The sequence below is a fragment of the Actinotignum vesiculae genome, assembly GCF_051267215.1.
In the GTDB taxonomy this organism is placed as follows: Bacteria; Actinomycetota; Actinomycetes; order Actinomycetales; family Actinomycetaceae; genus Actinotignum; species Actinotignum schaalii.
The window spans coordinates 130,665-150,944 of the sequence record NZ_JBOZGG010000001.1 but is presented as its reverse complement, the minus strand read 5'-3'; the positions used below and the strand labels follow the sequence as shown (position 1 = coordinate 150,944).

Sequence of the window (20,280 nt, the reverse complement as noted above, 5' to 3'; positions counted from 1 at the left end):
CGCCGGGCCTAGCTGCCGAGTAGGTGACGCAGCAGGGTACGTACCCCGGTGGAGCTGCGCTCTTTGAGGGCCCGCGGCAGCAAGGTGGCGGCGTAGAGGCGCGAAGTGGCGTGCAGCCGGGCCGCCCGCTGGGCCTTGGTCCAGCCGCGGCGCTTCATCTCCTCCGCCGCGAGCGTGAAATAGCGGCGTTCCCCGGCGAAGCGGGTGCCGTCCAGAAGCTTGGAGGCGGAGGCGGAAGAATCGTGGCGGCGGTAGCGGAAGCACACGGTCGGCTCCACGAGCATAGAGGCGCCGGCGGCCAGCATATCGACGACGATGGCGAGATCCTGGATGAGGGGGAAGCCGGGGCGGAAGGGAGTGGCGCGAATGGTCTCGGTGCGGAAAACGAGCGAGGGCCAGTAGAGCCAATCCCCAGTGAGGAGTACCGCGGCCGCACCTTCCCCGGAAATAACATTGCCCATCCGGGTCGAGCGCTTGCGCAACGAGGTTTTGATGCGATCCCCCAGCGGAGAGATCACGGTGCCCTGCGCGTCAATGGGGCGCACCCCGGGCTGAATAATATCGATGGTGGGGTGGGCGGCAATAGCGGCCTGGATGGTGGAAACAAAATTCGGTTCCATGATGTCATCGCAGCCCATAAACATCATGTACTCGGCGGTGGCCAGCTTCAGGCATGTTTCGTAGTTTTCGGTAATGCCGCGGTTCGTTTCGTTGCGGATATAGGTGATGCGCTCATCATGCAGCTGGGCGAAGTAGTCGGGAACGCTCTCATCGGGATAGCAATCGTCCACCACGGTGAGCTTCCACTCATCGCTATCCTGGGCCAGGACCGATTCCACGGTTTGGAAGAGGTAGTCCGGGTTCCCCCAGAAGGGCAGCATGATATCGAGGCGCATCGGCTAAAGCTCCATTCCCAGTACAAATGCCGCTCCCATGGTGAAGATCGGCTCCCGCTACACTATATAACCAATACAGCTTTCGCGTTGTGCAGCCATTCACGGAGAGGAGCACTATGAAATTCGGCTCGCGTACCCGTGTATTCCCTCATTCTCCCCGCAGCCTTCCTGAACGGGGCACGCGAGTTTTTCACCTGCGTTTGTGGCTATTTCTCACGGCTCTTTTCTTCCTCCTTACTATCACTTTCCCTCTCCTCACCCCGGTGCACGGTGGTCCGGATGAACAGCAGCATCTCATCTACGGTTACGGTGTTGTAACCGGACAAGTACCAGTGTCGGAAACTGTGCTCGCGCCAGAGTTTTTGGGGCAGTCCTCTAAATCCTGTTGGCAACGAGAGTTTCTTCCCGCTACCTGCCAGCAGCCCATGGATTCTCATGCGACCGACCTGGTTCCTCTCCCCACTACCGCGGCGAACTATCCTCCGCTGTATTACGCCCTGAGCCACTGGCCTCTCCTCTTCCTCTCCGGAACTCCGGCCATATGGGCAATTCGTTTCTTCTCCGCCGGACTTTTCGCAATGTTATGCGCGTTGGGTGTGACCGCATTAGCCTGCGGCACCAAGCAACGCTCCCACTGCTTCGCAGTATGCGCACTTAGCTTGCCCGTTCTCACCCCAGCATTTTTCCAAGTGGGAGGCTACGCGAATCCGCAGGTACTCGAATTAGGAGCAATGCTGTGGCTCGCCGGTCTGCTGATCCCCCTCACACGATTGTCTCCCGGCAGGGCGGACCGTAGCGCTAAGCGAATATTCCCTCGCACCACGGTCACCACACGGCTGTTATTAGCGACTCTAGCAGCGGCCTTGGTCACGCTATCGCGCCCGACCGGACCGGTCTGGCCCATTATTTTTTGTTTAGTCCTGGCGGTAGCTTGCGGATTTCGCAGGTGTTTAGGATACATAAGGCTCCGTGCCATGTGGGTGTTCATCGCGGTTAATATCTGCGCTTCGCTACTGTGGCTGGCGTGGAATGCCATCAGCTCTACTACTCGCCCACTCCACAGCTTTGTTCGGGTCATTACTCCGCAAGAATGGGCACGTGATCTACTGGAAAAACGTGAGTTTTACCTGACGGATACCATCGGTGCGGTGCGGTGGACCCTATATGAAAATGGAAATCCCATTCGCGCCTATGCGCTCTTCCTTGTTCTGCTCCTCATCCTGGCTCTACTAGTTCACCGATTCCGCACCTCATTAGCTCTGGTATGCGGTGCTCTTTCCATTCCAGCAATCGCCTTAGCTAGCAGCATTGCGGTCAGCGGCCGAGCCGGTTTCGAATTCTGGCAGGCCCGGTACGGTTTCCCCATGGTTTTTGCGATGCTAATGCTGGCTAGTTACACCGTCTGCGTTTCCCTCAGGCGAATGCGCGTGCTCCCCTGGGTGCTCGCCTTTAGCGGAGGAATAGTTTTCGCTTCCACAGCCGTTGAGTACTTTATCCAACTCATCGGGCGTTATTGGCGCGGTGGCATTAGCCTGATTATCTCGCGCGATGACCTCAACGAAGCCCTTGCACTAGCTCCGCCAAGTGTCACTTATTCGTTGTATCTTGGTTACGCCGCGATCACACTTCTATGCTGCACACAAGTGGGTTGTATTATCCTTTCGTACCGCGCTAGCCATATCTCGAGAAAAGATGCTGCTACCCATTCGCCCCTGGGTGATCACTCGGAAAATCCTGGCCGGCACCGTAGCACATTGGACACTACCGCGGTTCGCGATCACGATAGCTTGGCCTCCAGCAATGTCCCGGATAGTTGTGACTCTCCTCAGCCACGGAAAGGTTAATAAGAGTTGTCTTGCACTGATGCTCATACACCTCAAGGAACGCGCTCCGCAGCTCTTCCGGTTGCTCTCGGCGGTGCCTCCGGTGCCCTTTCTGGATTCTTCATCACCGTTGTGAGTGCCCGTTCCCTCTCCCCCGAAGATAACACTCTGTTCTTGACTTTCTGGGCTGCACTTTTTGCCATTATTGCCATTGTGGCGGGTCTTCAAAACGAGGTAACGCGGGCCGTCCGTTTTGACTGCGTGGAAAGAAAGGAAAGTTCAGTTTCTGGGATTGGGAACCAGCGCTACCGCACGTCGCCCCTCTTGATCTGCGCAGGAGTGGGTGTATGCGCAGCACTCCTGGTGCTAGCCGCCACGCCGTTGTGGCTGCGGGTATTCCACGGGTTTTCTGGACGCGGGCTCCTTATCGCATTTATTGCGCTAGGGGTGCTTCTTAATAGCGTGCATTTAGCACTTCTCGGAATCTTTGCCGGGCGCGGCAAATGGACAATTTTCGGTACTCTCACTTCACTCGAGCCCGCACTTCGATTCCTTTTCGTTGCTATGGCCGGATATCTTAGCCTCGCACTCCACCTCTACGCTCTCGCCTGTGTACTCGCCTGCGGAACCTGGTTGCTTCTTATTGCTTGGCCGGGAGTTCGAGCTCTGGCCCACACCCGCATTAATATTGCTCCGCGGGGCTTGGTGCGCCGCCTCCTGCTGGCGATGGCCGCGACGGGCGCCAGTGCTCTTCTCATTAATGGCTTCCCGATTCTCATGAGCCTGACCACTGACCCGGTGATCTTCTCCCAGGCGGCACCGCTTATTCAAGCGGTATCCGTGACCCGCGCGCCGCTTATGCTTCCCCTGGTGGCTTTCCAATCCATGGTGATCACGGTCTTCGTCCAGCACCCCGAACGCACCCGCAGCTATTTGCTGCGCCTGGCCGTTATTGTGGGCGGAATTGGCGGGATCGGCGCCCTGGCCGCTGCCGTGTGCGGCCCGTGGCTTATGGCGGTTATTTTCGGGCCGGCTTATGCGAACACTCCCCTGATCCTGGGCTTCTTAGTGCTAGCTGCGGCCTGCCTGGCTCTTCTTACCCTGACCGGGGCGGTGGCGCTGGCCGCCGATCACCACCGTCTCAATATCCTGGGGTGGTGCATGGCCCTGGTGGTCTCCGTCGCCATCATGCTTCTGCCCGTCTCTCTGGAAGCACGCACGGTTACCTCCCTAGTGGCGGGCCCGCTGCTGGGAAGCATCTGCCATATCCTCGGCCTGGTGCGCCGCACTCAATAGCGAGCGCAAACGGCGGATACGCGAGGCTTCGAAGGCTGTGAAAGCTTCGGCACCTTGAGGTACTACGCCGGCGCTGCACACGGGTAGCATAGTGTTTATTGAGCTGACCTAGGAGGAATCATGGCACGGGTATCCGTTATCACTCCCGCCTACCGCGGTGAAAGCACCATTCGGCGCGCTATTGAGTCAGTCCTGGGCCAAACGATGGGGGATGTGGAGCTCATTGTTGTGGATGATCACTCCCCGGATAACACCGCCGGCGTGCTGCGCGACCTGGAAAAAGAACTTGCCGATAACCGCCTCACCGTGATCTACCACGAGAACAATACCGGGGTATCCGGGGCTCGGAACTCAGCCCTCGAGCGCGCTTCCGGGGACTATATTGCTTTCCTTGACGGGGATGATTACTGGGAACCCATCTATCTGGAAAGGATGCTGCGTGAGGTGGAAAGCGCGCCCGATACCGATGTGGTGTGCTGCGGGCGTACCATTCACCTCTCCAACGGGCAGACGCGTACCGAGCACTCCCGTTTCCTCGGCACCCTGGCGGGCCCGGAAGCAGTGCGTGCTTTCCTCACCGATAATCTCACCCCGTTCCTCTGGGATAAGCTTTTCGCCGCTGATACCTTCCAGGACCTACGTTTCCCGGAGCATATTCACCGCGGCGAAGATCAGGTTGTGGCCGCAATAGCCATCTCCCGAGCACGCCACGTTACCTCTATTCCCGAGGCCCTCACGAATTACATGGTGGGCACCCAATCCCTCACCTGGGGCCGTGTTCCCGATCCGCAAGAATACGAAGATGCCGCGCGCTTCCTTGCCGAGCAGCTCGGGCCGGAATGGATGGCAGAACCGGAGAACCTTTCCGCTTTTTTGGTATACCGCACCCTCGCCATGATGATCTTGGCGCAATCGGCCATGCGTTCGGAGAAAGACACCGCCGATATTGTACGCGCGGCACGGCATGCTATTAGCTTGCCCATGCTGCGAGCGACCGCGCAGGCCCGCCCACAGTTGGCGGCCGGAGCCGCCCTGCTGCGCACCTGCCCGGCACTCTACCGCAAGATCTACCTGCGATACGTGCAGAATACCTACGCTATTACCGACTAAACGCGTATATCTTAAACAGGCGCAGGACCGGGTGCCGCGCAACTGAAAAGCAACGCTTAGAACGCCCAGCGCCACCCGGATCCCGGCACTCCCCAAGGGTTGTACACCAGGTAACCGTGGTCCAGGGAAGTTTCCAGGACCACCTTGCCGGCCGCGGTTTCTCCCGGATTGATAAAGGGAGCCACTTTTTCCGCGGTTGTATAGCACCCGTAGGCTGCCACGCTATGACTACCTTTCTGAATATTTCCCTCCTGATCCGTCACGTAGAAGGCATCGCGATCCAGGGTGAGGAACGGCGCTTCGGGATCATACTGGGCATAGTCCTGTGCCATTGAGGCGCTGATATCCGCCACTAGAAAGGTGCCGTTCTCCGGCGTGAAAACCGTGGGTTCCGCGATACGGGAAGGGCATTGCTGCGGCCGCGTGAGACCCGTAACTGTCAGAGTGAAGGCCGCTCGAGTGGCGCCGTCGACCGAAAGACCTACCGGTACCCCAAGCTGGGCTTCCACGTCACCACCGGACGCAACCGTAACCGGGCGACCGCCTTCAGAAGCGTCAGAACTATCGGTTACCGCGGCGCGGTCGTGCATAGTGCGATTTCCGCTAGCTGATGCCCCGGATAATTCCGGTGCGCTCGGCGCGGCCAAGGCCACGGGGATCGGGGTCACCGGGTCGGGATCCCCCACCGCAACGCTGGAGCATCCGCCTAAGCCAAGGACCGTTGCCGCGGCAATACCGGCAAGCGCCCCTCCGATTGCCCGGCGGCACCGGCCAGAGATGGAAGAAGAAGTGGTGTGAGAATTCTGCATCGTCTCGTCTTCTTTCTTTTTCATTGCCCATTCCCTTAGAACCGGTGGAAATCACCGTGCGGAACCACGTAGCCGTAGCGCCGCGCGAAATCCTGCCGCCAGGGAGTACTGAGATACAGCCAGGCTAAACCGTCATTGGTGCCGACCAGTTCACGGGTGTAGTTCATCCGGTTCCGATCACCGCCGGGAATAAAACCTTCCCAATCGTCCATCTGCGCAATTTTTTCTTGGTAATTCCACGGCCCGTACGTCAAGAGGTCTCCTTCGAGCCCGCGCGTACCCGGCAGCGCCCACGGCCACGGATTCCACCGCGGTCCGGTAATCCACAGCTCAAGTTCAGGGGCTCGAGTGATGCGCAAAGAGGTATAGCCATTGGCCACGAAGGCAGCTTCTTCGCCCTGCCGTAGTGTTCCGTACATCATTATGGGATAGCCGCCCGAAGCCGCGGGCTTCTCAGCAGCGGGATTACCCCGGCGCACCGCGAGGGTATCTCGCCCATCACCATCCCAGTCCCCTACCAGAACGGCATCGCTATCTCGGCCGTAGGTGAACTCGGTATCGGCATACCCGCCACTCACGGGTGAGTTATTGATGTAGAAGCGATTACCGCGCCGTACCGTAAAACTATCGCGGCCATCGCCATCCCAATCACCGGTGTAGAGGGTATCGCTGTCCCGCCCGTAGGTGAAGCTCGTCATATTTTCTTCGGAACCGAGGGCGGAACTCACCACGAATGTGTTGCCGCGGCGGATAGCGAGGGTATCAATGCCGTCGCCGTCCCAATCGCCTGCCACGATTTCGTCCCCGGGCTGACCGAAGGTGAAACTGCTATCCGCGCCCCCGCTGCTATGGGAATTACGCACGAAGAACTGGTTCCCGCGCCGCAGCATAACGGTATCAATACCGTCCCCATCCCAGTCACCGATGAGGAACTCATCATCCGGGTTTCCGTAGACGTACTCTATATCTGCCGGGCCTGATTCGAAGCTGTTCTTGACAAAGAATTGCGCACCGCGATTAACACCGACGGTGTCACGCCTGTCCCCGTTCCAGTCCCCGGTGAAGACCACATCATGATCGCGGCCGTAATACATATCGCGATCAGCGTTACCGCCGGTGAGGGAATCCTTAAAGAAGTAGTGATTCCCGGCGTTTTCTTCCAGAGCGGGAGCGGCATTGGCCCCTGGAAGAACCGCGAAGGTTGAGGCGATCAGTGCGAGAGCCGCGGTAATACTCACCCCCGGAATACGACTGTGACGGATAGTCATAGAACCTCCTTTGAATTCTTCCCGAGCCTGCGGAGCAACAACGCCCCCGGCCGCGATGCGTGGACAACGCGTTCATCCTAAACCCTCCGGGCGGCGCAATTGTAGAGATCGCCCGTGTCGCCCTCGCATCGCACATTGTGGCGCGGCGGGATGGACTGACTCCTTACCCCGCAGTTCCGGGTAGAATTAGCCAGGAACTGACCCACGAAAGGAATAATATGCGTGTCCTGGTTACCGGCGGTGCCGGATTTATTGGCGCGAATTTCGTTCACCAAACTGTCGAGGATTATCCGGATGCCGAAGTTGTCGTCCTGGATAAACTCACGTACGCGGGTAATCCCAAGTCCATTGAGGGCCTGGACCGCGTCACCCTGGTCCAGGGCGATATTGCGGATATGGATACCGTTGATCCCCTGGTCAAGGACTGCGATCTGGTGGTGAATTTCGCGGCGGAATCCCATAACGATAATTCTCTTGTTGATCCCTCCCCCTTCATTCGCTCCAACCTGGTGGGCACCTACACGATTCTGGAGGCGGTACGCCGCCACGGGGTACGCCTCCACCACATTTCCACCGACGAAGTGTACGGGGACCTGGAGATTGACGAACCGCGCCGCTTCCAGGATGGCGATCCCTATATCGCTTCCTCCCCGTATTCGGCTTCCAAGGCCGGCTCTGACCTGCTGGTACGCGCCTGGGTGCGCTCCTTCGGGGTAGAAGCTACCATTTCCAATTGCTCGAATAACTACGGCCCCTACCAGCACGTGGAGAAGTTCATTCCGCGTACCGTCACCAACCTCCTGGACGGTATCCGCCCGCGTATTTACGGCACCGGCCTCCAGGTGCGCGATTGGATCCACGTACGCGATCACAACGTGGCGGTATGGGAGATCATCAATAAGGGCCGGATCGGGGAAACCTACCTCATCGGCGCGGACGGCGAAAAGAATAACCTCGAGGTCGTCAAGATGATCCTCCAGGAGTTCGGCCGCGAACCCGATGATTTCGATCATGTGAATGACCGCCCCGGCCACGATCAGCGCTACGCCATTGATAACTCCAAGCTGGTGGAAGAAACCGGCTGGCAGCCGAAGTTCAAGGACTTCGCCGCGGGCCTGCATGACACCGTGGAATGGTACAAGGCCAATGAAGAGTGGTGGCGCCCGCAGAAGGAAGCCGTGGAGGCCAAGTACGCCAAGACCGGCCACTAAAGTGCCCCGCCCCGGCCCATCGGCACTGCCAGCATGAGCTGCCTGCATGAGCCGGCTTTCCGCTGCCCCGTTCGCATTTCTCCGATGCACACCCTGAGTGCCATGAGGAGCGCGAGCGGGGCAGCGCTATGCGCGGGAGCCTCGCCGCGGCCCCCTTCCGTGTCCCACCGGGCCGCCGCGCGGCAGTCCGGCTATACTGAACGCAACCCAAGAGCTAGGAGCATCATGCAGATTGCTGTGATCGGGCTGGGCTACGTGGGCTTGGCCAACGCCGTCCTTCTTGCCCAACACCACGATGTTGTCGGATCGGATCTCAATCCCGCGAAAGTGGATGCGATTAACGCCCGCACGTCCCCGATCCAGGATGCCAAAATCGAAGAGTTCCTCGCCACGAAACCTCTTTCGCTGCGGGCTACCACCTCGAATATTGAGGCGCTTGCGGGCGCTGATTACGCGGTGATCGCCACCCCTACCGATTACGATACGGAGACTAATGCCTTCGATACGGCCTCTGTTGAAAGTACGATTGCGCAGGTAGCTGAGGCGAATCCCGGTGCCGTCGTCGTTATTAAATCCACCATCCCCATCGGTTTTACCGCGCGGATGCAAGAAACGTTCCCGCAGTTGCGCATCGTCTTTTCCCCGGAGTTTTTGCGCGAGGGCAAGGCGCTGCACGATAATCTCAACCCTTCGCGCATTGTTGTTTCGGGCGACGACGCCGCAGCTGCCCATTTCGCCCAGCTGCTGAGCGAGGGAGCTGAAGCGCGCGACGTCCCGATTATCCAGGTGGGAACCCGGGAAGCCGAGGCGATTAAGCTCTTCTCCAATACCTATCTGGCCATGCGGGTGGCGTATTTCAATGAGCTGGATTCTTTCGCGATGGCGCGCTCCCTCAACGCCGCGGAGATTATCCGCGGGGTGGGTCTCGATCCGCGTATCGGGGATCATTACAATAATCCCTCCTTCGGCTACGGCGGCTACTGCCTGCCCAAGGACACGAAGGAATTACGCGCCGATTTCGAAGGCGTGCCCGAAAATCTCATGTCCGCCATTGTGGAATCGAACGACACCCGGATTGATTTCCTGGCTACCCGCCTGGCCGGGGCCGGCTACGCCACGGTGGGGATCTACAAGGTCGCTATGAAATCGGGCTCGGATAATCACCGGGCTTCGGCGGCCCTCAGCCTCGCGGCGCAGTTGCGGGCGCGGGATGTGGAGGTGCTTGTTTACGATCCGGCACTACAACCGGGCAGCCTCGGGGATATTCCGGTGCTGGATTCCTGGGAGGAATTCCAGGATCGCGCGGATGTGATTATCACGAATCGCCTGGATGGCACCATGCCGGAAACCTCCACCCCGGTGCTCACCCGCGATATTTTCGGGCGGGACTAAAACCGGAGCTCACGCACAGCGGCGCGCTTGCGCCTAGAGGTACGGGCCGGGGATCTTGCTTCGTCGTGAAGTATCCCCGGCCCGTATGTCTTGACCGAAACTCGTGCCTATCGGTGCCTAGCGCGCTCGCATCACGCCGAGCGTTTGGCCGCCCCGGCCATCCCAATCACCGAAGAGAGTGATGTCCTGGGTGCGCCCGAAGTAAATTTCGCGCGGCTGCCCGGTCCGCAGGTCCCGGATAAGATACTGGTTACCGCGCCGCACCACCAATGTGGATTGACGCCCATCAATCTTCGCGGCAAGCATCTCATCTTCAGCAAGCCCGTAGTTGATACTCTGCGCCACCTGGGCCGTTGCCAGATTATTCGTCACCAGCACGAAGGGCCCGCGCCGCACGCCGATGGTGTCACGCCCATCTCCATCCCAATCGCCGATGAGCCACTCATCATCCGGGTCACCATAACGGTAGATATGCTCAGCGGGCCCCGGCGTCAGGGTATTGCGCACCAGAAGCTGGTTGCCGCGCCGTACCGCGAAGGTATCCACCCCATCGCCATCCCAGTCCCCTAGGATGAGTTCGTCGCTGGCGCGCCCGTACTTGAAAACATTGGTGGCCACGCCGGAGGTTAGCGAGTCGCGCACGTAAATGAAGCTGTCACGGCGCACCGCGATACTTTCCCGCCCCGAGCCGGTGAAATCACCGACGAAGGGAGTATCCCCCGCTCGGCCGTAATCCATGACGATTTCAGCTTCCGGCTGCCAGTAATTGGACAGGAAGAAACGCGGAGCAAAGGTCGCGGTGCGCTTATCCACCCAGGGTTTCAGCGGTGCCGGCGCGGGAGCCGGCGGGGCGGGCGGGCGCGGTGCCGGTGGCTGGGTGGGGCCCGGCGCGGGCTGCGTCGTCGTACCACCACCGGAACGCAACTGCGTATAGATACGGTAGGCGTTCTCACGAATGGAGCCGATGGAATCGTAAATCGTGCCCGGGCAGGAAGTATTGCCCACATCGCGGTGCCCCACGATACGCGGCATCGCTTCGCCGGAACGGTAACGCGCCGAATTATTGCGCTGCGGAATGGTCAGCGAAGTAGTGCCGCGCGGATCCAGGCCCGCGAGCGCGAATTTCCAGCCGGCCACATCGGCGAGGGTATTAAGAATGGTTTGCGAGGGGCGGTGATCCGCGGTGAACGTGCCGAGCACAGACACGCCCATGGTGCCGGTATTGCGCCCGGCGGCGTGCGCACCAATGGCCATGGTGCCGTCCTGGGATTGCAGAGTGCCGTAGCGCCCTTCCCACTTCCCGCCGTATTTATCGACGATCACGTTATAGCCAATATCGCCCCAATCGCGGGTCACGGCGTGGAACGCGTAAATCCCGCGGATAACACGCGGTACCCCGGCCTGGGTGTAGTTATTCGAGCCGGCGGTGTGGTGGATAACCATGCCCTGGAAGGTGGCGTATTCCACCGGCCAGGTCATGAGGGAACCGTCCGCGCCCCAATCGGCGCGGGTGTGGATCCCGCGGGTGCCGATGCGGTTGGTCCAATCGCGAGCGGTGGGGAGCAGTCCGGAAAGCTGAGCCGGTAGCTGCGCGGAAAGCTGGGCAGGCAGTCCGTTCGCCACCACGCTGCCCTGCTCCAGGGTGCCCCCACCGCGCGCGGCGGAAAGCGAAGCACCCAGGGCCGGAATCTCTTCTTCGCCCTCTTCGGGATTGACCACCGGATCGGTTTCGGTCCCACGTTCGGGCAGAATCGGCGCGGTTTCGGCCTCCTCCACCTCCACGGTGTCACCCTCGGCGGTGTAGGCAATATCGATGCGCAGGCCGGCCGGAAGCGGGCCCTCGCCCTGGGTAATACGCACCTGAATACCGGTGGATTCCCCCGAGACGTTGTACTCCGTGCCGGGCCGTTCGCGCTCGGTTTGGGATTCCTCGCCCACTTCGTACCAATCCGACCACTGCTCCCCATCCAGGGTGCGCATCTCAATGGAGGCACCCTCGGGCAGGCTCTCCCCGCGGTTCCAGGTCAGCCCGGCCACCGCGAAGGGTTCGTCCACCCGCACCGGGCTGGTGAAGACGGCGTAGTTATCGGCCAGCTCCGCGCCGGGGGCACTATCCTCGGCTCCGTTTCCGGTGCCTTCGTTTTCGGTTCCTGCGGCGCGCAGTACATTCGTGCGCACCGCATTCGGTACGACGCCGCCCGCGCGCCCGGCACTCGCTTCTTGGGCGGGCTCGGCTTCCCCGGTGGGGTGCGAGGCCTCGGTGGGATGCGCCACCTCGCGTGGCCCGGCTTCCCTGGAAGAGTCAGGCTTGCTCGCTGCTTCTTCCTCGATTTGTGCGGTGGCGGTGGTGGTGAGATCCCCCGCTTCGGTTGTTAGCGGAATAACAATACTGCCCTGTGCATCATCGTTCTCGGCAAAAGCATAGCCCACAATCGGGACGGCAAGGCCCGCACTCGCGAGCGCCAGCACGGTTCCTAAAACAAGACCGCGACGTTTGGTCATTTTTTCCTCCGGTTCACGCCGCCCGCCACGATGAGAACTCATACGGGCAGCTTCCAGACTTACCTTACGGCAAAAGTCCCAATTTTCACACCCTTAACTCCGTTTTACTTTAACCTCATAAAAATACATCGGTGTTATTCGATTGAGGTCGCGGAGTGAGGGGTGGAGCCGCCTCGCGGATACTCGCAGCTCCGGTGTGATTTTAATACGTTTTAGTTAGTGAGAACGACGACGCGCCGCGCGCGCCGCCCGCACGTGCAGCTGCGCCCGCAGCGCGAGCCCGCCCCGGATCGCCCAGCGCAAGGGCGCCTGCCAGGGGCGCGCGTACACGCTATCGATATAGTGCGCCGCGCTGCGGTGATGTTCGCGCAGCATGGCGGCCGGTTGGTCTTTCCAGGAGGCCCCTTGGGAGTGAATCACTTCCGCTTCTGGGAGGAACACCGAGTGCCAGCCCGCCCGGGCCAGGGCCTCCCCCAAAGCCACGTCCTCGAAGAACATGAAATAGGAATCATCGAAACCCCCCACGGCTTCGAAGGCTTCCCGGCGGAGCAGCAGGCAGGCCCCGGAAAGCCAATCCACCGGGTGGGCGCGGGTGACATCCGCATTGGAGCGGTAGGCGCGGGAGAAGGGATTATTCGGCCAGATATTCCCGAGCAGCGCGTGCCCCACCCCGGAAATGATGCGCGGGAATTGGCGGGCCGAAGGGTAGATTTCCCCTTCCGGAGTGCGAATGAGCGGGCCGAGCGCACCGGCCCGCGGGAAGCTTTCCGCCCCGCGCACCAGGGCATCGAGCGAACCGGGGGTGAACACCACATCGGGATTGGCTACCACCAGCCATTCGCCGGTAAAGCCCTGGGCTCCGCGGTTGGCGGCCCGCCCGTATCCGATATTTTCGCCGGTGCGCACCACCTGCGCCCCGTGGGCGCGGGCTACCCGATCCACTTCGGCGTGCTCGGAGCCGTTATCCACAATGATGCATTCGTGGGCTTCCCGCAGGGCTGCCGGGAGGGAGGCGAGAAAAGCTTCCAGTTCCGGCCCGGGATTGAAAGCCACGGTGATGACACGAATGCGCATGGTCCTAGCCTAGCCGAGCGCGCCGCTGCCCGCCGCCGCACTCGCGTGGAGGCGGGGGCACGGGCCCGCTTCCACACACCGCCGCGCACCCGCTAGCTCCCGCCCGCGCCACCGTGCTTAACACCGCAGTGCGGCGCTTCTTCCAGCGGGCGACGCGCCCGAACCCCTATGATGAGGTGGTGGCAAAAAACTCACGCGCCGCAGCGCATCTGATCGGTGGACGCCGCACCTCTTCGTGGTGGCGGGTCGTGGTGCTGGTGCTGCTTGCACTTCTGCTCACCTTCGGGACGGCCCTGTGGTCCGCGTGGGCGCGCTACCAGGGGAATATCACCCGGGCGGATATTGATGATCTGGTTCCTTCCGCCGCCGCGGCGGAGCCGGTGGATCCTTCCGCGGGCCGCCCGCTCAATATTCTTGTTCTCGGTTCGGATGTGCGCAGCGGGGCTTCTGATATTGATAACGCTGGGGAATCCGGTGAAGTCGGGGGGATGCGCGCGGATACCACCATGATCATGCATATCAGCGCTGATCGTAGCCGCGTGGATATTGTGTCCGTGCCCCGCGATACCCTCGTGGATATTCCCTCCTGCACGATTCGTACCTCTTCCGGGGGTTCGGAAACGGTCACCACCCGCCCCGCCCCCGAAACCATGTTCAATTCCGCCTTCGCTATTGGCGGCCAGTACGGCGATGTTGCCAGCGCGGCCGCCTGCACCATGACCACTCTCCACCAGATGACCGGCATTACCTTCAACGGTTATATCGTGGTGGATTTCGCGTCCTTTATTTCCACCGTGGATGCCCTGGGCGGGGTTCCCATGTACTTCCCGGATGATTTGTACGACGAGCGCGCCGGCCTTGATATCGCTTCCGGTTGCCGCCTCCTCAACGGCACCCAGGCCCTGGCCCTGGCCCGGGCCCGCTACAGCGTGGGGGACGGCTCGGATATTTCCCGTATTGGCCGCCAGCACGAATTGGTGAGCGCGGTGGCCGCCGAGGCCCTCCGCTCCAATCTCCTCACCGATTTCGGCCGCCTCATGCGCCTGCTCGATGCCGCCACCCAATCCCTGCAAACCTCCCAGGAGATCGGCTCCATCAGCAATATTGTGGGCCTGGCAAATTCGCTGCGTTCCATTGACCCGGCCAATATCCGCTTCTGGACCATGCCTTTCGCGTGGGCCGGTAACCGCGTGGTCGCCACCGATAGCGCCGAATACGTGTGGGAGGCGCTGCGCCGCGACGTTCCGGTACGTGCGGAAAAGAATGCCGACGGCGTTTTCGTTGGCCTTCCCCCGGAAGGCAGCCCCGACGCTCTTCCCAGTACCGCCGCGGGTGCTACGCCAAGCGCCGGTAGCTCCGCTGAGGGCAGCGAAGGAGCGTCCGAAGTGGCGGGTGGCGCTGATAGCGATACCGCCACCACCGACGCGAATTCCGAGAACGCTTCCGCGCCGGCCTCCCCCAGCGCGGACGAGACCGCTTCCGCCACTTCTCCCACCACCGCCCAGAGCACCGAGTCCGCGCCCGTGTGCACCCGAGAGAATGCGATTCCCTGAGCATGAACCGTTTCCATGGGGCAACCCCACCACCGTCCTTCCCGCCTAAGCGCAGGCTTCCGCGGCCCTCCGCGCAGGGCGCGCAACCGGTCGGCCGCGGCCGCTCCGTGCCCCCACAGGCGCGCGAACAGCATCCTGATGTTTCCGGGGACCCCCGCGCCGCCGGGATTGTCCCCGCCGCCGGAGCCACCCGCAATGCCGGGGCGCCGCGCCGGCCCGCTCCTGTGCAGCCCCCGAGCTTCGCGCCGCAGCGCCAGGTGGCGCCCGCTCGCCCGGCTGAATCTTTCGAGCAGGCGCCCTCCTACCCGCCTGCGGCTTCCCAGCCGCAGGCCCGCGGCTATGCTTCCCACACTCCGCACGGTGGCTTTCCGCAGCCCAGCGATTTTGGGCAGCATAGCGATTTTGGGCAACCCACACCGGAGATGCCCGGAATGGGTGCGCCTGCCCGGCGCGCGCGGCGCCGCCACCCGTGGCGCTGGGTAGCTGGCGTCGTCGTCGTTCTTCTTATTCTCGCGGTGGCCTGGCCTACCTACCTGTTCTTCTACGGCAACTCCAAGCTCACCCGGACGGATGCGTTGAGCGGGGCCGCGGGAACGGCCGGGACCACGTACTTGATTGTGGGCTCGGATGTGCGCGAGGCCGACGGTATTGATGACCCGACCGAAGGCGAGCGCGCGGACACCATTATGCTGCTGCACGTGCCCGAATCCGGGGCGCCGGCGCTGGTCTCCCTCCCGCGTGATTCTTACGTGAACGTGCCCGGGGAAGGCGAACAGAAGCTGAATTCTTCCTTCGCGCTGGGCGGGCCGCGGCTGCTGGTGGAAACGGTGGAGGAACTTTCCGGGATGACCGTGGATCACTACATCCAGATTTCCATGGCCGGGGTGCAGCAGATTGTGGACGCCGCCGGCGGGGTGCGCCTGTGTTACGACGCCGACGTGGACGATGCGGACTCGGGCATGGTGTGGGAAGCGGGCTGCCACGATACCAACGGCACCCAAGCCCTCGCTTTCGCGCGGATGCGTAAATCCGATCCGCTGGGTGACCTGGGGCGTACCAACCGGCAGCGGCAGGTGGTTTCCTCCCTGATTGGCAAGCTGAAGACCCCGGCAACGCTGGTGAATTTCCCGCTGCAGCGGCGCATGGTCGGCACCGCCGGCTCCATTCTCACCGTGGATGAAGGGACCTCACTGTATAACGTGGGGCGGGCCGGATTGGCGCTCGGAAGCGTGCTGGGCGAGGGCGGTCTGGCCGGGGTTCCCCCGATTGCCGATCTGGACTACCGGGCCAACGGGCAGTCCAATGTGCTCCTCGATCCGCAGCGCACCCCGGAATTCTTCCGGAAGATGCGCGAGGGGACCCTGACTCCCGCCGATATGCTTCCCAGTTTCTAAAGCGTGATAGTCTCAGCGCGATGACTAGCCCAGCACCAGAGCCAACACCAGAACCGCGTTCCTCCGCCCGCGCCCGGGTGGACAAACTCATGCGCCGTTTACTCAAAGGCCAAACCTTCCGGCAGTGGCTCGTGGAATTCATGCAATTCTGCACAGTGGGCTTGGGTGCCTATATCGTCAATGTGGGTATTTTTAATCTGCTGGCGCATACCGGGCTGGTGCGTCTACCCGGTGATCAGTCCATGACCGCGAAGGTCATTTCCGTCACCCTCTCCGTGATTTTTTCTTGGGTAGCGAACCGCTTGTGGACGTTCCGCACCCAGCGTTCGGCGGAAAAAATGCGGGAATTCCTGCAATTCGTGGCGGTGAACCTCTGCGGGATGGCCATCGAGTTGGGATGCTTATGGTTCTCTCGCTACGTGCTGGATATGCGCTCCCAGCTGGCCGATAATATTTCTTCCAATGTGGTGGGGCTGATTCTGGGCACCGCCTGCCGCTACGTGCTCTACCGCTACGTGGTGTTCCGGGTGCGCGAGTAGCGCCGTCGTTCCTACGAGTACCGGAACCCTCTCGAAGCTGCACCCACGCGGGGCGCCGCACGGTTTAGAAACGCCGGCGGCGGGCCCCCACCGAAATTTCCCCGCCCGCCGGGAAAACTTTCGCCGGGTCGAGGGCCGCCGGGAGCGCGGCGAGTACCACCGAAAAAATAGGGGGCTGGGCCTGGGATAATTCCAGGCGCCCGCCATTGCGTTCGGCTAGTTGGCGGGCCAGCGGCAGGCCGAATCCGGTGGAGCCGCCCAGGGAGAATCCCTGCGTGAAAATAGCTTCCACGAATTCGGGGGCTACCCCCTCCCCCTCGTCGCTAATATCGATAATGACGCCGCGGCCGGCTGGTCGCGAGGTGACCGTCGTCGTTCCCGCCCCGTATTTCAACGAGTTTTCCACACACGTGGCAATAATTTGGGAAAGCGCCCCGGGATCGGAGAGCACCGGACCGTGCTCGCCCACCGTGAAAACCACCTTGCGGCCCGCGGCCGCGAAGGCACGCTCCCATTCCACGCCCTGCTGGGTGAAAATCGGTTGTAGCGCCACCGCTTCCGTGGCGCTTTCCTGGGCACGTGAGGCGTGGAGAAGATCGGTGACCACCCCGGTGAGGCGCTCGACCTGTTCCAGGCAGCGGGTCGCTTCTTCTTTGACGTCCGGATCGTTGCTCAGGTACTGGATTTCTTCCAGGCGCATGGATAACGAGGTGAGCGGGGTGCGCAGCTGGTGGGAGGCGTCGGCGGCGAATTGGCGCTCGGCGGAAAGCCGCCCGGCCATGCGATCCGCGGCCCGCGCAATCTCCTCAAAAACCAGGTCGATTTCTTCGATACCGGAGGGCGCCATTTGCGGGCGGGTGGTTCCCGCACCCAGCTGTTCCGCGGCGGCCGCCAGGTAGATAAGCGGCGCGGAGATGCGGCGCGAGACCCGCATGGCGATACCCACCGCCACCAAAATTGCCACGATAATCGCCAGGATTTCCGCGCCTAGGAAAAGCAGCATATCCCGACGGGCCCGCGCTTCATCGAGGGCATTGCGCGGGATCGTCACCCCGCCCATCACCAGCGCCGGAATCCCGACCAGCAAAATGGCGGCCAGCGCGGTGCGGATCGTCATCCGCAAAGAACGTGCGCGCATGGGTTCTTCTTAGCGTGTTTCGAAACGGAAGCCCAGTCCCCGCACCGTGGAGATATAGCGAGGGCTGTCAACGTCGTCGCCCAATTTACGGCGCAACCACGAAATATGCATATCGAGTTTCTTCGAAGCGGAGGCTTTTTCGTCCCCCCACACTTCGCTGAAGAGCGCTTCGCGCGAAACAACATCCCCCGCGCGGCGAATGAGCGCGGTGAGCAGTTCGAATTCTTTTGCGGTGAGCGCTAGCTCCACGCCCGCGCGCGTCGCCCGGCGCGCCCCGGTATCCACCGAGATATCTTGGGCGGTGAAATGATCGGTGCCCTGTTCGGTGCGCCGCAGCAGCGCCCGTACCCGGGCCAGCAGTTCCGCGAGCCGGAAAGGCTTGGTGACGTAATCATCCGCCCCGCTATCCAGGCCCACCACCATATCGACTTCTTCGGCGCGTGCGGTGAGAATAAGGATGGGGAAGGTGTGGCCTCGCCCGCGGGCCTGCCGCGCCACGTCCAGGCCGTCCATATCCGGCAGCCCGAGGTCCAAAACCATAATATCTACTCCGTGAGCGAGCTGTTCCAGAGCATCCAGCCCGGTATCAACACACGTCACGGCGTACCCTTCCCGCGCGAGCGCACGGGCCAGCGGTCCGGAAATAGCGGCGTCATCCTCAACAAGAAGCAAAGTAGTCACACTGAAAGTCTAAGCTATTTTCTTTTTTCACTCAGGGGTCAAGGCAAACGCTCTTAATGCGCCCGGATGCGGCGCAATTCCAGCACCTCGGTGGCCCCCAGGCCCTGCAAGGTAGGAGTCCCCACCGAGATCGTGGTGAAGCGATTCTCCCCCACCGCTTTGAGCGCGGTGGCCACTGGCCGCGAGGTGAGGACCGTGCCCGGGGAGGCCACATCCGCCAGCCGGGAGGCCATATTCACCGAGGGCCCGAACACATCACCGAAACGCCCGAGCACCGGCCCCCAGGTGAGGGAGGCCCGCACCGCCGGAATTTCCGGGGTATCGCGCAGAGCCTGGGTCACATCGCACACAATATCCGCCCCGGTGACGATGTCGTCTGCGATAAAGAGGAACGCATCGCCCATGGATTTCACCACGCGCCCGCCCCCGCCGGTAATCACGGCCCGGCAGGTGTAATCGAAACGTTCAATAAACTCCATGAACTGGCGCGATGTCATCCGTTCGGTCCGGTTCGTGAAGGACACAATATCGATAAAGCCGACGGCGCGCGGCAGCTGCGGGATGGCATCATCCTCATTAATATGCGCAATTTCCGCTTCCGTGTGGCGCAGCAGCGCAGCGGCCTGGCGCGACCAAGTGTAGGCGGCGGTGCGCCGCAAAAACTCTTCAATATCCGGGAAATGATCGAGCACCCAGCGCCGCGCATCCACCGGCCCGAGCCCGCCGCTAGTTTCGGCCAGCTCCAGGAGGGTCTCCACATGCCATTGCAGCATGCGATCCACGTTGTGGGCACTGGCGCGCAGCAGCGAGGTGAGGGCCGATTCGGTGAGCGGGGATTCCCCGAGCGATTCCGCCATCGCCCGCATCGCCCGAATATCCCCGTCCGTGAACACGAGTTCGCTATCTTCATCCACGATGGAGGGGAAACCGAGGGCCAGCCAAAAACGCCGCACCCCTTCCGTATCCATATTGGTGAGCTCCGCCGCCTGACGCAGGGTGTAGCGCGGCAGCCCGCCCTCGAGGTGTTCCATATAGGCGGAGAACGCGGTGCCTTCCGTTTCCGCAGGCTGCGGCTCATTGCGCAATTCTTTGTGCGGCGACGACGCCGGCGCAGCCGGCAGTGCGGACTGAGAAGCGCGCGTGGCACCCCCGGGCCGGCTACCAGTATCCGGGAGGGAGGTGCGCGAGCGCTGCGGGGTGCGGGCCGCTATTTCCCGGCTGGGCACAAAATTACGATCCACCGGGGCTTCCATGCGGGCGGCAGTCCCGGAGCGCGGTACCCCCGATTCGGGGCCGAGGGGCAGATCAGCTGCGGTATTACGCCGCAACTGGGCCATATCATCCGCGCTGAGCTGCGCGCTAGCGGCCGGCTGGGCCCCGCCCCCGAGGAGGTAAGCGATGAGATCCGGGCTCATCGCCGGGCCGATGCTGGAGCGCTCCCGCGCGCCGCGGCCCGCCCCGGCCCCGGTTCCGGGTGATGTTTCGGATTGGGGTGCGGGGCGCGGCGCGCTAGCGAATTGCTCAGCCACACTCGCCCCTTCCCTAGCTGCTTAGCACCGGCGCGGCGCCACCTCAGGTGAGGAGAACGGGGAGC

At 61.9% G+C, this 20,280-nt stretch carries 16 protein-coding genes; 8 read left to right on the top strand and 8 right to left on the bottom strand.

Features of this window, described 5'->3' with window-relative positions; translation table 11 throughout:
- Nucleotides 1-8 precede the first annotated feature (8 nt).
- On the bottom strand, nt 9-896 hold the full coding sequence (locus ACRQHG_RS00630) for a glycosyltransferase family 2 protein (RefSeq protein ID WP_435719332.1): 888 nt from the start codon (nt 894-896) through the stop codon (nt 9-11).
- A 116-nt stretch (nt 897-1,012) separates the two neighbouring features.
- On the opposite strand from ACRQHG_RS00630, the gene ACRQHG_RS00625 reads away from it, so the two are divergent.
- From ACRQHG_RS00625 to ACRQHG_RS00615, 3 genes are all read left to right on the top strand, one after another.
- Nucleotides 1,013-2,740, top strand: coding sequence for a glycosyltransferase family protein (locus ACRQHG_RS00625; protein ID WP_435719331.1), 1,728 nt, complete (start codon nt 1,013-1,015; stop codon nt 2,738-2,740).
- A gap of 6 nt (nt 2,741-2,746) precedes the next feature.
- Nucleotides 2,747-4,015: an MATE family efflux transporter gene (locus ACRQHG_RS00620; protein ID WP_435719330.1), complete on the top strand. Its 1,269-nt coding sequence runs from the start codon at nt 2,747-2,749 to the stop codon at nt 4,013-4,015.
- Between the two features lie 120 nt (nt 4,016-4,135).
- Nucleotides 4,136-5,125 carry a glycosyltransferase family 2 protein gene (locus ACRQHG_RS00615; protein WP_435719329.1) on the top strand — a complete coding sequence of 330 codons (990 nt, stop codon included), beginning with the start codon at nt 4,136-4,138 and terminating at the stop codon, nt 5,123-5,125.
- 56 nt (nt 5,126-5,181) lie between these two features.
- Here the strand turns inward: ACRQHG_RS00615 and ACRQHG_RS00610 are convergent, their stop codons facing one another.
- Together ACRQHG_RS00610 and ACRQHG_RS00605 are read right to left on the bottom strand one after the other, a co-directional pair.
- The gene (locus ACRQHG_RS00610) at nt 5,182-5,958 is read right to left on the bottom strand and encodes a hypothetical protein (RefSeq protein WP_435719328.1); all 777 of its coding nucleotides are present in this window, start codon (nt 5,956-5,958) and stop codon (nt 5,182-5,184) included.
- Nucleotides 5,959-5,969: 11 nt separating this feature from the next.
- The gene (locus ACRQHG_RS00605) at nt 5,970-7,202 is read right to left on the bottom strand and encodes a gamma-glutamylcyclotransferase (RefSeq protein ID WP_435719327.1); all 1,233 of its coding nucleotides are present in this window, start codon (nt 7,200-7,202) and stop codon (nt 5,970-5,972) included.
- 218 nt (nt 7,203-7,420) lie between these two features.
- Here ACRQHG_RS00605 and rfbB point away from each other — a divergent pair, with 218 nt between their 5' ends.
- Together rfbB and ACRQHG_RS00595 are read left to right on the top strand one after the other, a co-directional pair.
- Nucleotides 7,421-8,413 (top strand): dTDP-glucose 4,6-dehydratase, encoded by a 993-nt coding sequence (gene rfbB / locus ACRQHG_RS00600; protein ID WP_016443166.1) that lies wholly within the window; start codon nt 7,421-7,423, stop codon nt 8,411-8,413.
- Between the two features lie 225 nt (nt 8,414-8,638).
- Nucleotides 8,639-9,805 (top strand): nucleotide sugar dehydrogenase, encoded by a 1,167-nt coding sequence (locus ACRQHG_RS00595; RefSeq protein ID WP_435719326.1) that lies wholly within the window; start codon nt 8,639-8,641, stop codon nt 9,803-9,805.
- A gap of 117 nt (nt 9,806-9,922) precedes the next feature.
- On the opposite strand, the gene ACRQHG_RS00590 is transcribed toward ACRQHG_RS00595, so the two are convergent.
- Both ACRQHG_RS00590 and ACRQHG_RS00585 read right to left on the bottom strand, forming a co-directional pair.
- Nucleotides 9,923-12,349, bottom strand: coding sequence for an N-acetylmuramoyl-L-alanine amidase (locus ACRQHG_RS00590; RefSeq protein ID WP_435719325.1), 2,427 nt, complete (start codon nt 12,347-12,349; stop codon nt 9,923-9,925).
- A 174-nt stretch (nt 12,350-12,523) separates the two neighbouring features.
- Nucleotides 12,524-13,381: a glycosyltransferase family 2 protein gene (locus ACRQHG_RS00585; RefSeq protein WP_435719324.1), complete on the bottom strand. Its 858-nt coding sequence runs from the start codon at nt 13,379-13,381 to the stop codon at nt 12,524-12,526.
- A gap of 179 nt (nt 13,382-13,560) precedes the next feature.
- Between ACRQHG_RS00585 and ACRQHG_RS00580 the strand changes: the two genes are divergently transcribed.
- Genes ACRQHG_RS00580 through ACRQHG_RS00570 form a run of 3 tightly spaced genes read left to right on the top strand, consistent with a single transcriptional unit; the run spans nt 13,561 to nt 16,867 of the window.
- Nucleotides 13,561-14,934 (top strand): LCP family protein, encoded by a 1,374-nt coding sequence (locus ACRQHG_RS00580; protein ID WP_435719323.1) that lies wholly within the window; start codon nt 13,561-13,563, stop codon nt 14,932-14,934.
- 2 nt (nt 14,935-14,936) lie between these two features.
- Complete coding sequence (locus tag ACRQHG_RS00575; RefSeq protein WP_435719322.1) at nt 14,937-16,328, top strand: LCP family protein; 1,392 nt, start codon at nt 14,937-14,939, stop codon at nt 16,326-16,328.
- A gap of 20 nt (nt 16,329-16,348) precedes the next feature.
- Nucleotides 16,349-16,867 carry a GtrA family protein gene (locus tag ACRQHG_RS00570; RefSeq protein WP_284889325.1) on the top strand — a complete coding sequence of 173 codons (519 nt, stop codon included), beginning with the start codon at nt 16,349-16,351 and terminating at the stop codon, nt 16,865-16,867.
- A 64-nt stretch (nt 16,868-16,931) separates the two neighbouring features.
- On the opposite strand, the gene ACRQHG_RS00565 is transcribed toward ACRQHG_RS00570, so the two are convergent.
- Genes ACRQHG_RS00565 through ACRQHG_RS00555 form a run of 3 tightly spaced genes read right to left on the bottom strand, consistent with a single transcriptional unit; the run spans nt 16,932 to nt 20,215 of the window.
- Nucleotides 16,932-18,005 carry a sensor histidine kinase gene (locus tag ACRQHG_RS00565; protein ID WP_026428344.1) on the bottom strand — a complete coding sequence of 358 codons (1,074 nt, stop codon included), beginning with the start codon at nt 18,003-18,005 and terminating at the stop codon, nt 16,932-16,934.
- A 9-nt stretch (nt 18,006-18,014) separates the two neighbouring features.
- A complete protein-coding gene (locus ACRQHG_RS00560; RefSeq protein ID WP_026428345.1) occupies nt 18,015-18,686 on the bottom strand; it encodes a response regulator transcription factor in 672 nt (223 codons plus the stop codon).
- A 53-nt stretch (nt 18,687-18,739) separates the two neighbouring features.
- Entirely contained in the window at nt 18,740-20,215 is a 1,476-nt protein-coding gene (locus tag ACRQHG_RS00555; protein ID WP_435719321.1) for an adenylate/guanylate cyclase domain-containing protein, read from the bottom strand.
- Between the last annotated feature and the right edge of the window lie 65 nt (nt 20,216-20,280).

What these genes read in the sequence shown, in the direction of transcription:
- ACRQHG_RS00630 (WP_435719332.1), bottom strand. Translation starts at nt 896, where the DNA reads ATGCGCCTCGATATCATGCTGCCCTTCTGGGGGAACCCGGACTACCTC.
- ACRQHG_RS00625 (WP_435719331.1), top strand. Translation starts at nt 1,013, where the DNA reads ATGAAATTCGGCTCGCGTACCCGTGTATTCCCTCATTCTCCCCGCAGC.
- ACRQHG_RS00615 (WP_435719329.1), top strand. Translation starts at nt 4,136, where the DNA reads ATGGCACGGGTATCCGTTATCACTCCCGCCTACCGCGGTGAAAGCACC.
- ACRQHG_RS00610 (WP_435719328.1), bottom strand. Translation starts at nt 5,958, where the DNA reads ATGAAAAAGAAAGAAGACGAGACGATGCAGAATTCTCACACCACTTCT.
- ACRQHG_RS00605 (WP_435719327.1), bottom strand. Translation starts at nt 7,202, where the DNA reads ATGACTATCCGTCACAGTCGTATTCCGGGGGTGAGTATTACCGCGGCT.
- rfbB (WP_016443166.1), top strand. Translation starts at nt 7,421, where the DNA reads ATGCGTGTCCTGGTTACCGGCGGTGCCGGATTTATTGGCGCGAATTTC.
- ACRQHG_RS00595 (WP_435719326.1), top strand. Translation starts at nt 8,639, where the DNA reads ATGCAGATTGCTGTGATCGGGCTGGGCTACGTGGGCTTGGCCAACGCC.
- ACRQHG_RS00590 (WP_435719325.1), bottom strand. Translation starts at nt 12,349, where the DNA reads ATGAGTTCTCATCGTGGCGGGCGGCGTGAACCGGAGGAAAAAATGACC.
- ACRQHG_RS00585 (WP_435719324.1), bottom strand. Translation starts at nt 13,381, where the DNA reads ATGCGCATTCGTGTCATCACCGTGGCTTTCAATCCCGGGCCGGAACTG.
- ACRQHG_RS00575 (WP_435719322.1), top strand. Translation starts at nt 14,937, where the DNA reads ATGAACCGTTTCCATGGGGCAACCCCACCACCGTCCTTCCCGCCTAAG.
- ACRQHG_RS00570 (WP_284889325.1), top strand. Translation starts at nt 16,349, where the DNA reads ATGACTAGCCCAGCACCAGAGCCAACACCAGAACCGCGTTCCTCCGCC.
- ACRQHG_RS00565 (WP_026428344.1), bottom strand. Translation starts at nt 18,005, where the DNA reads ATGCGCGCACGTTCTTTGCGGATGACGATCCGCACCGCGCTGGCCGCC.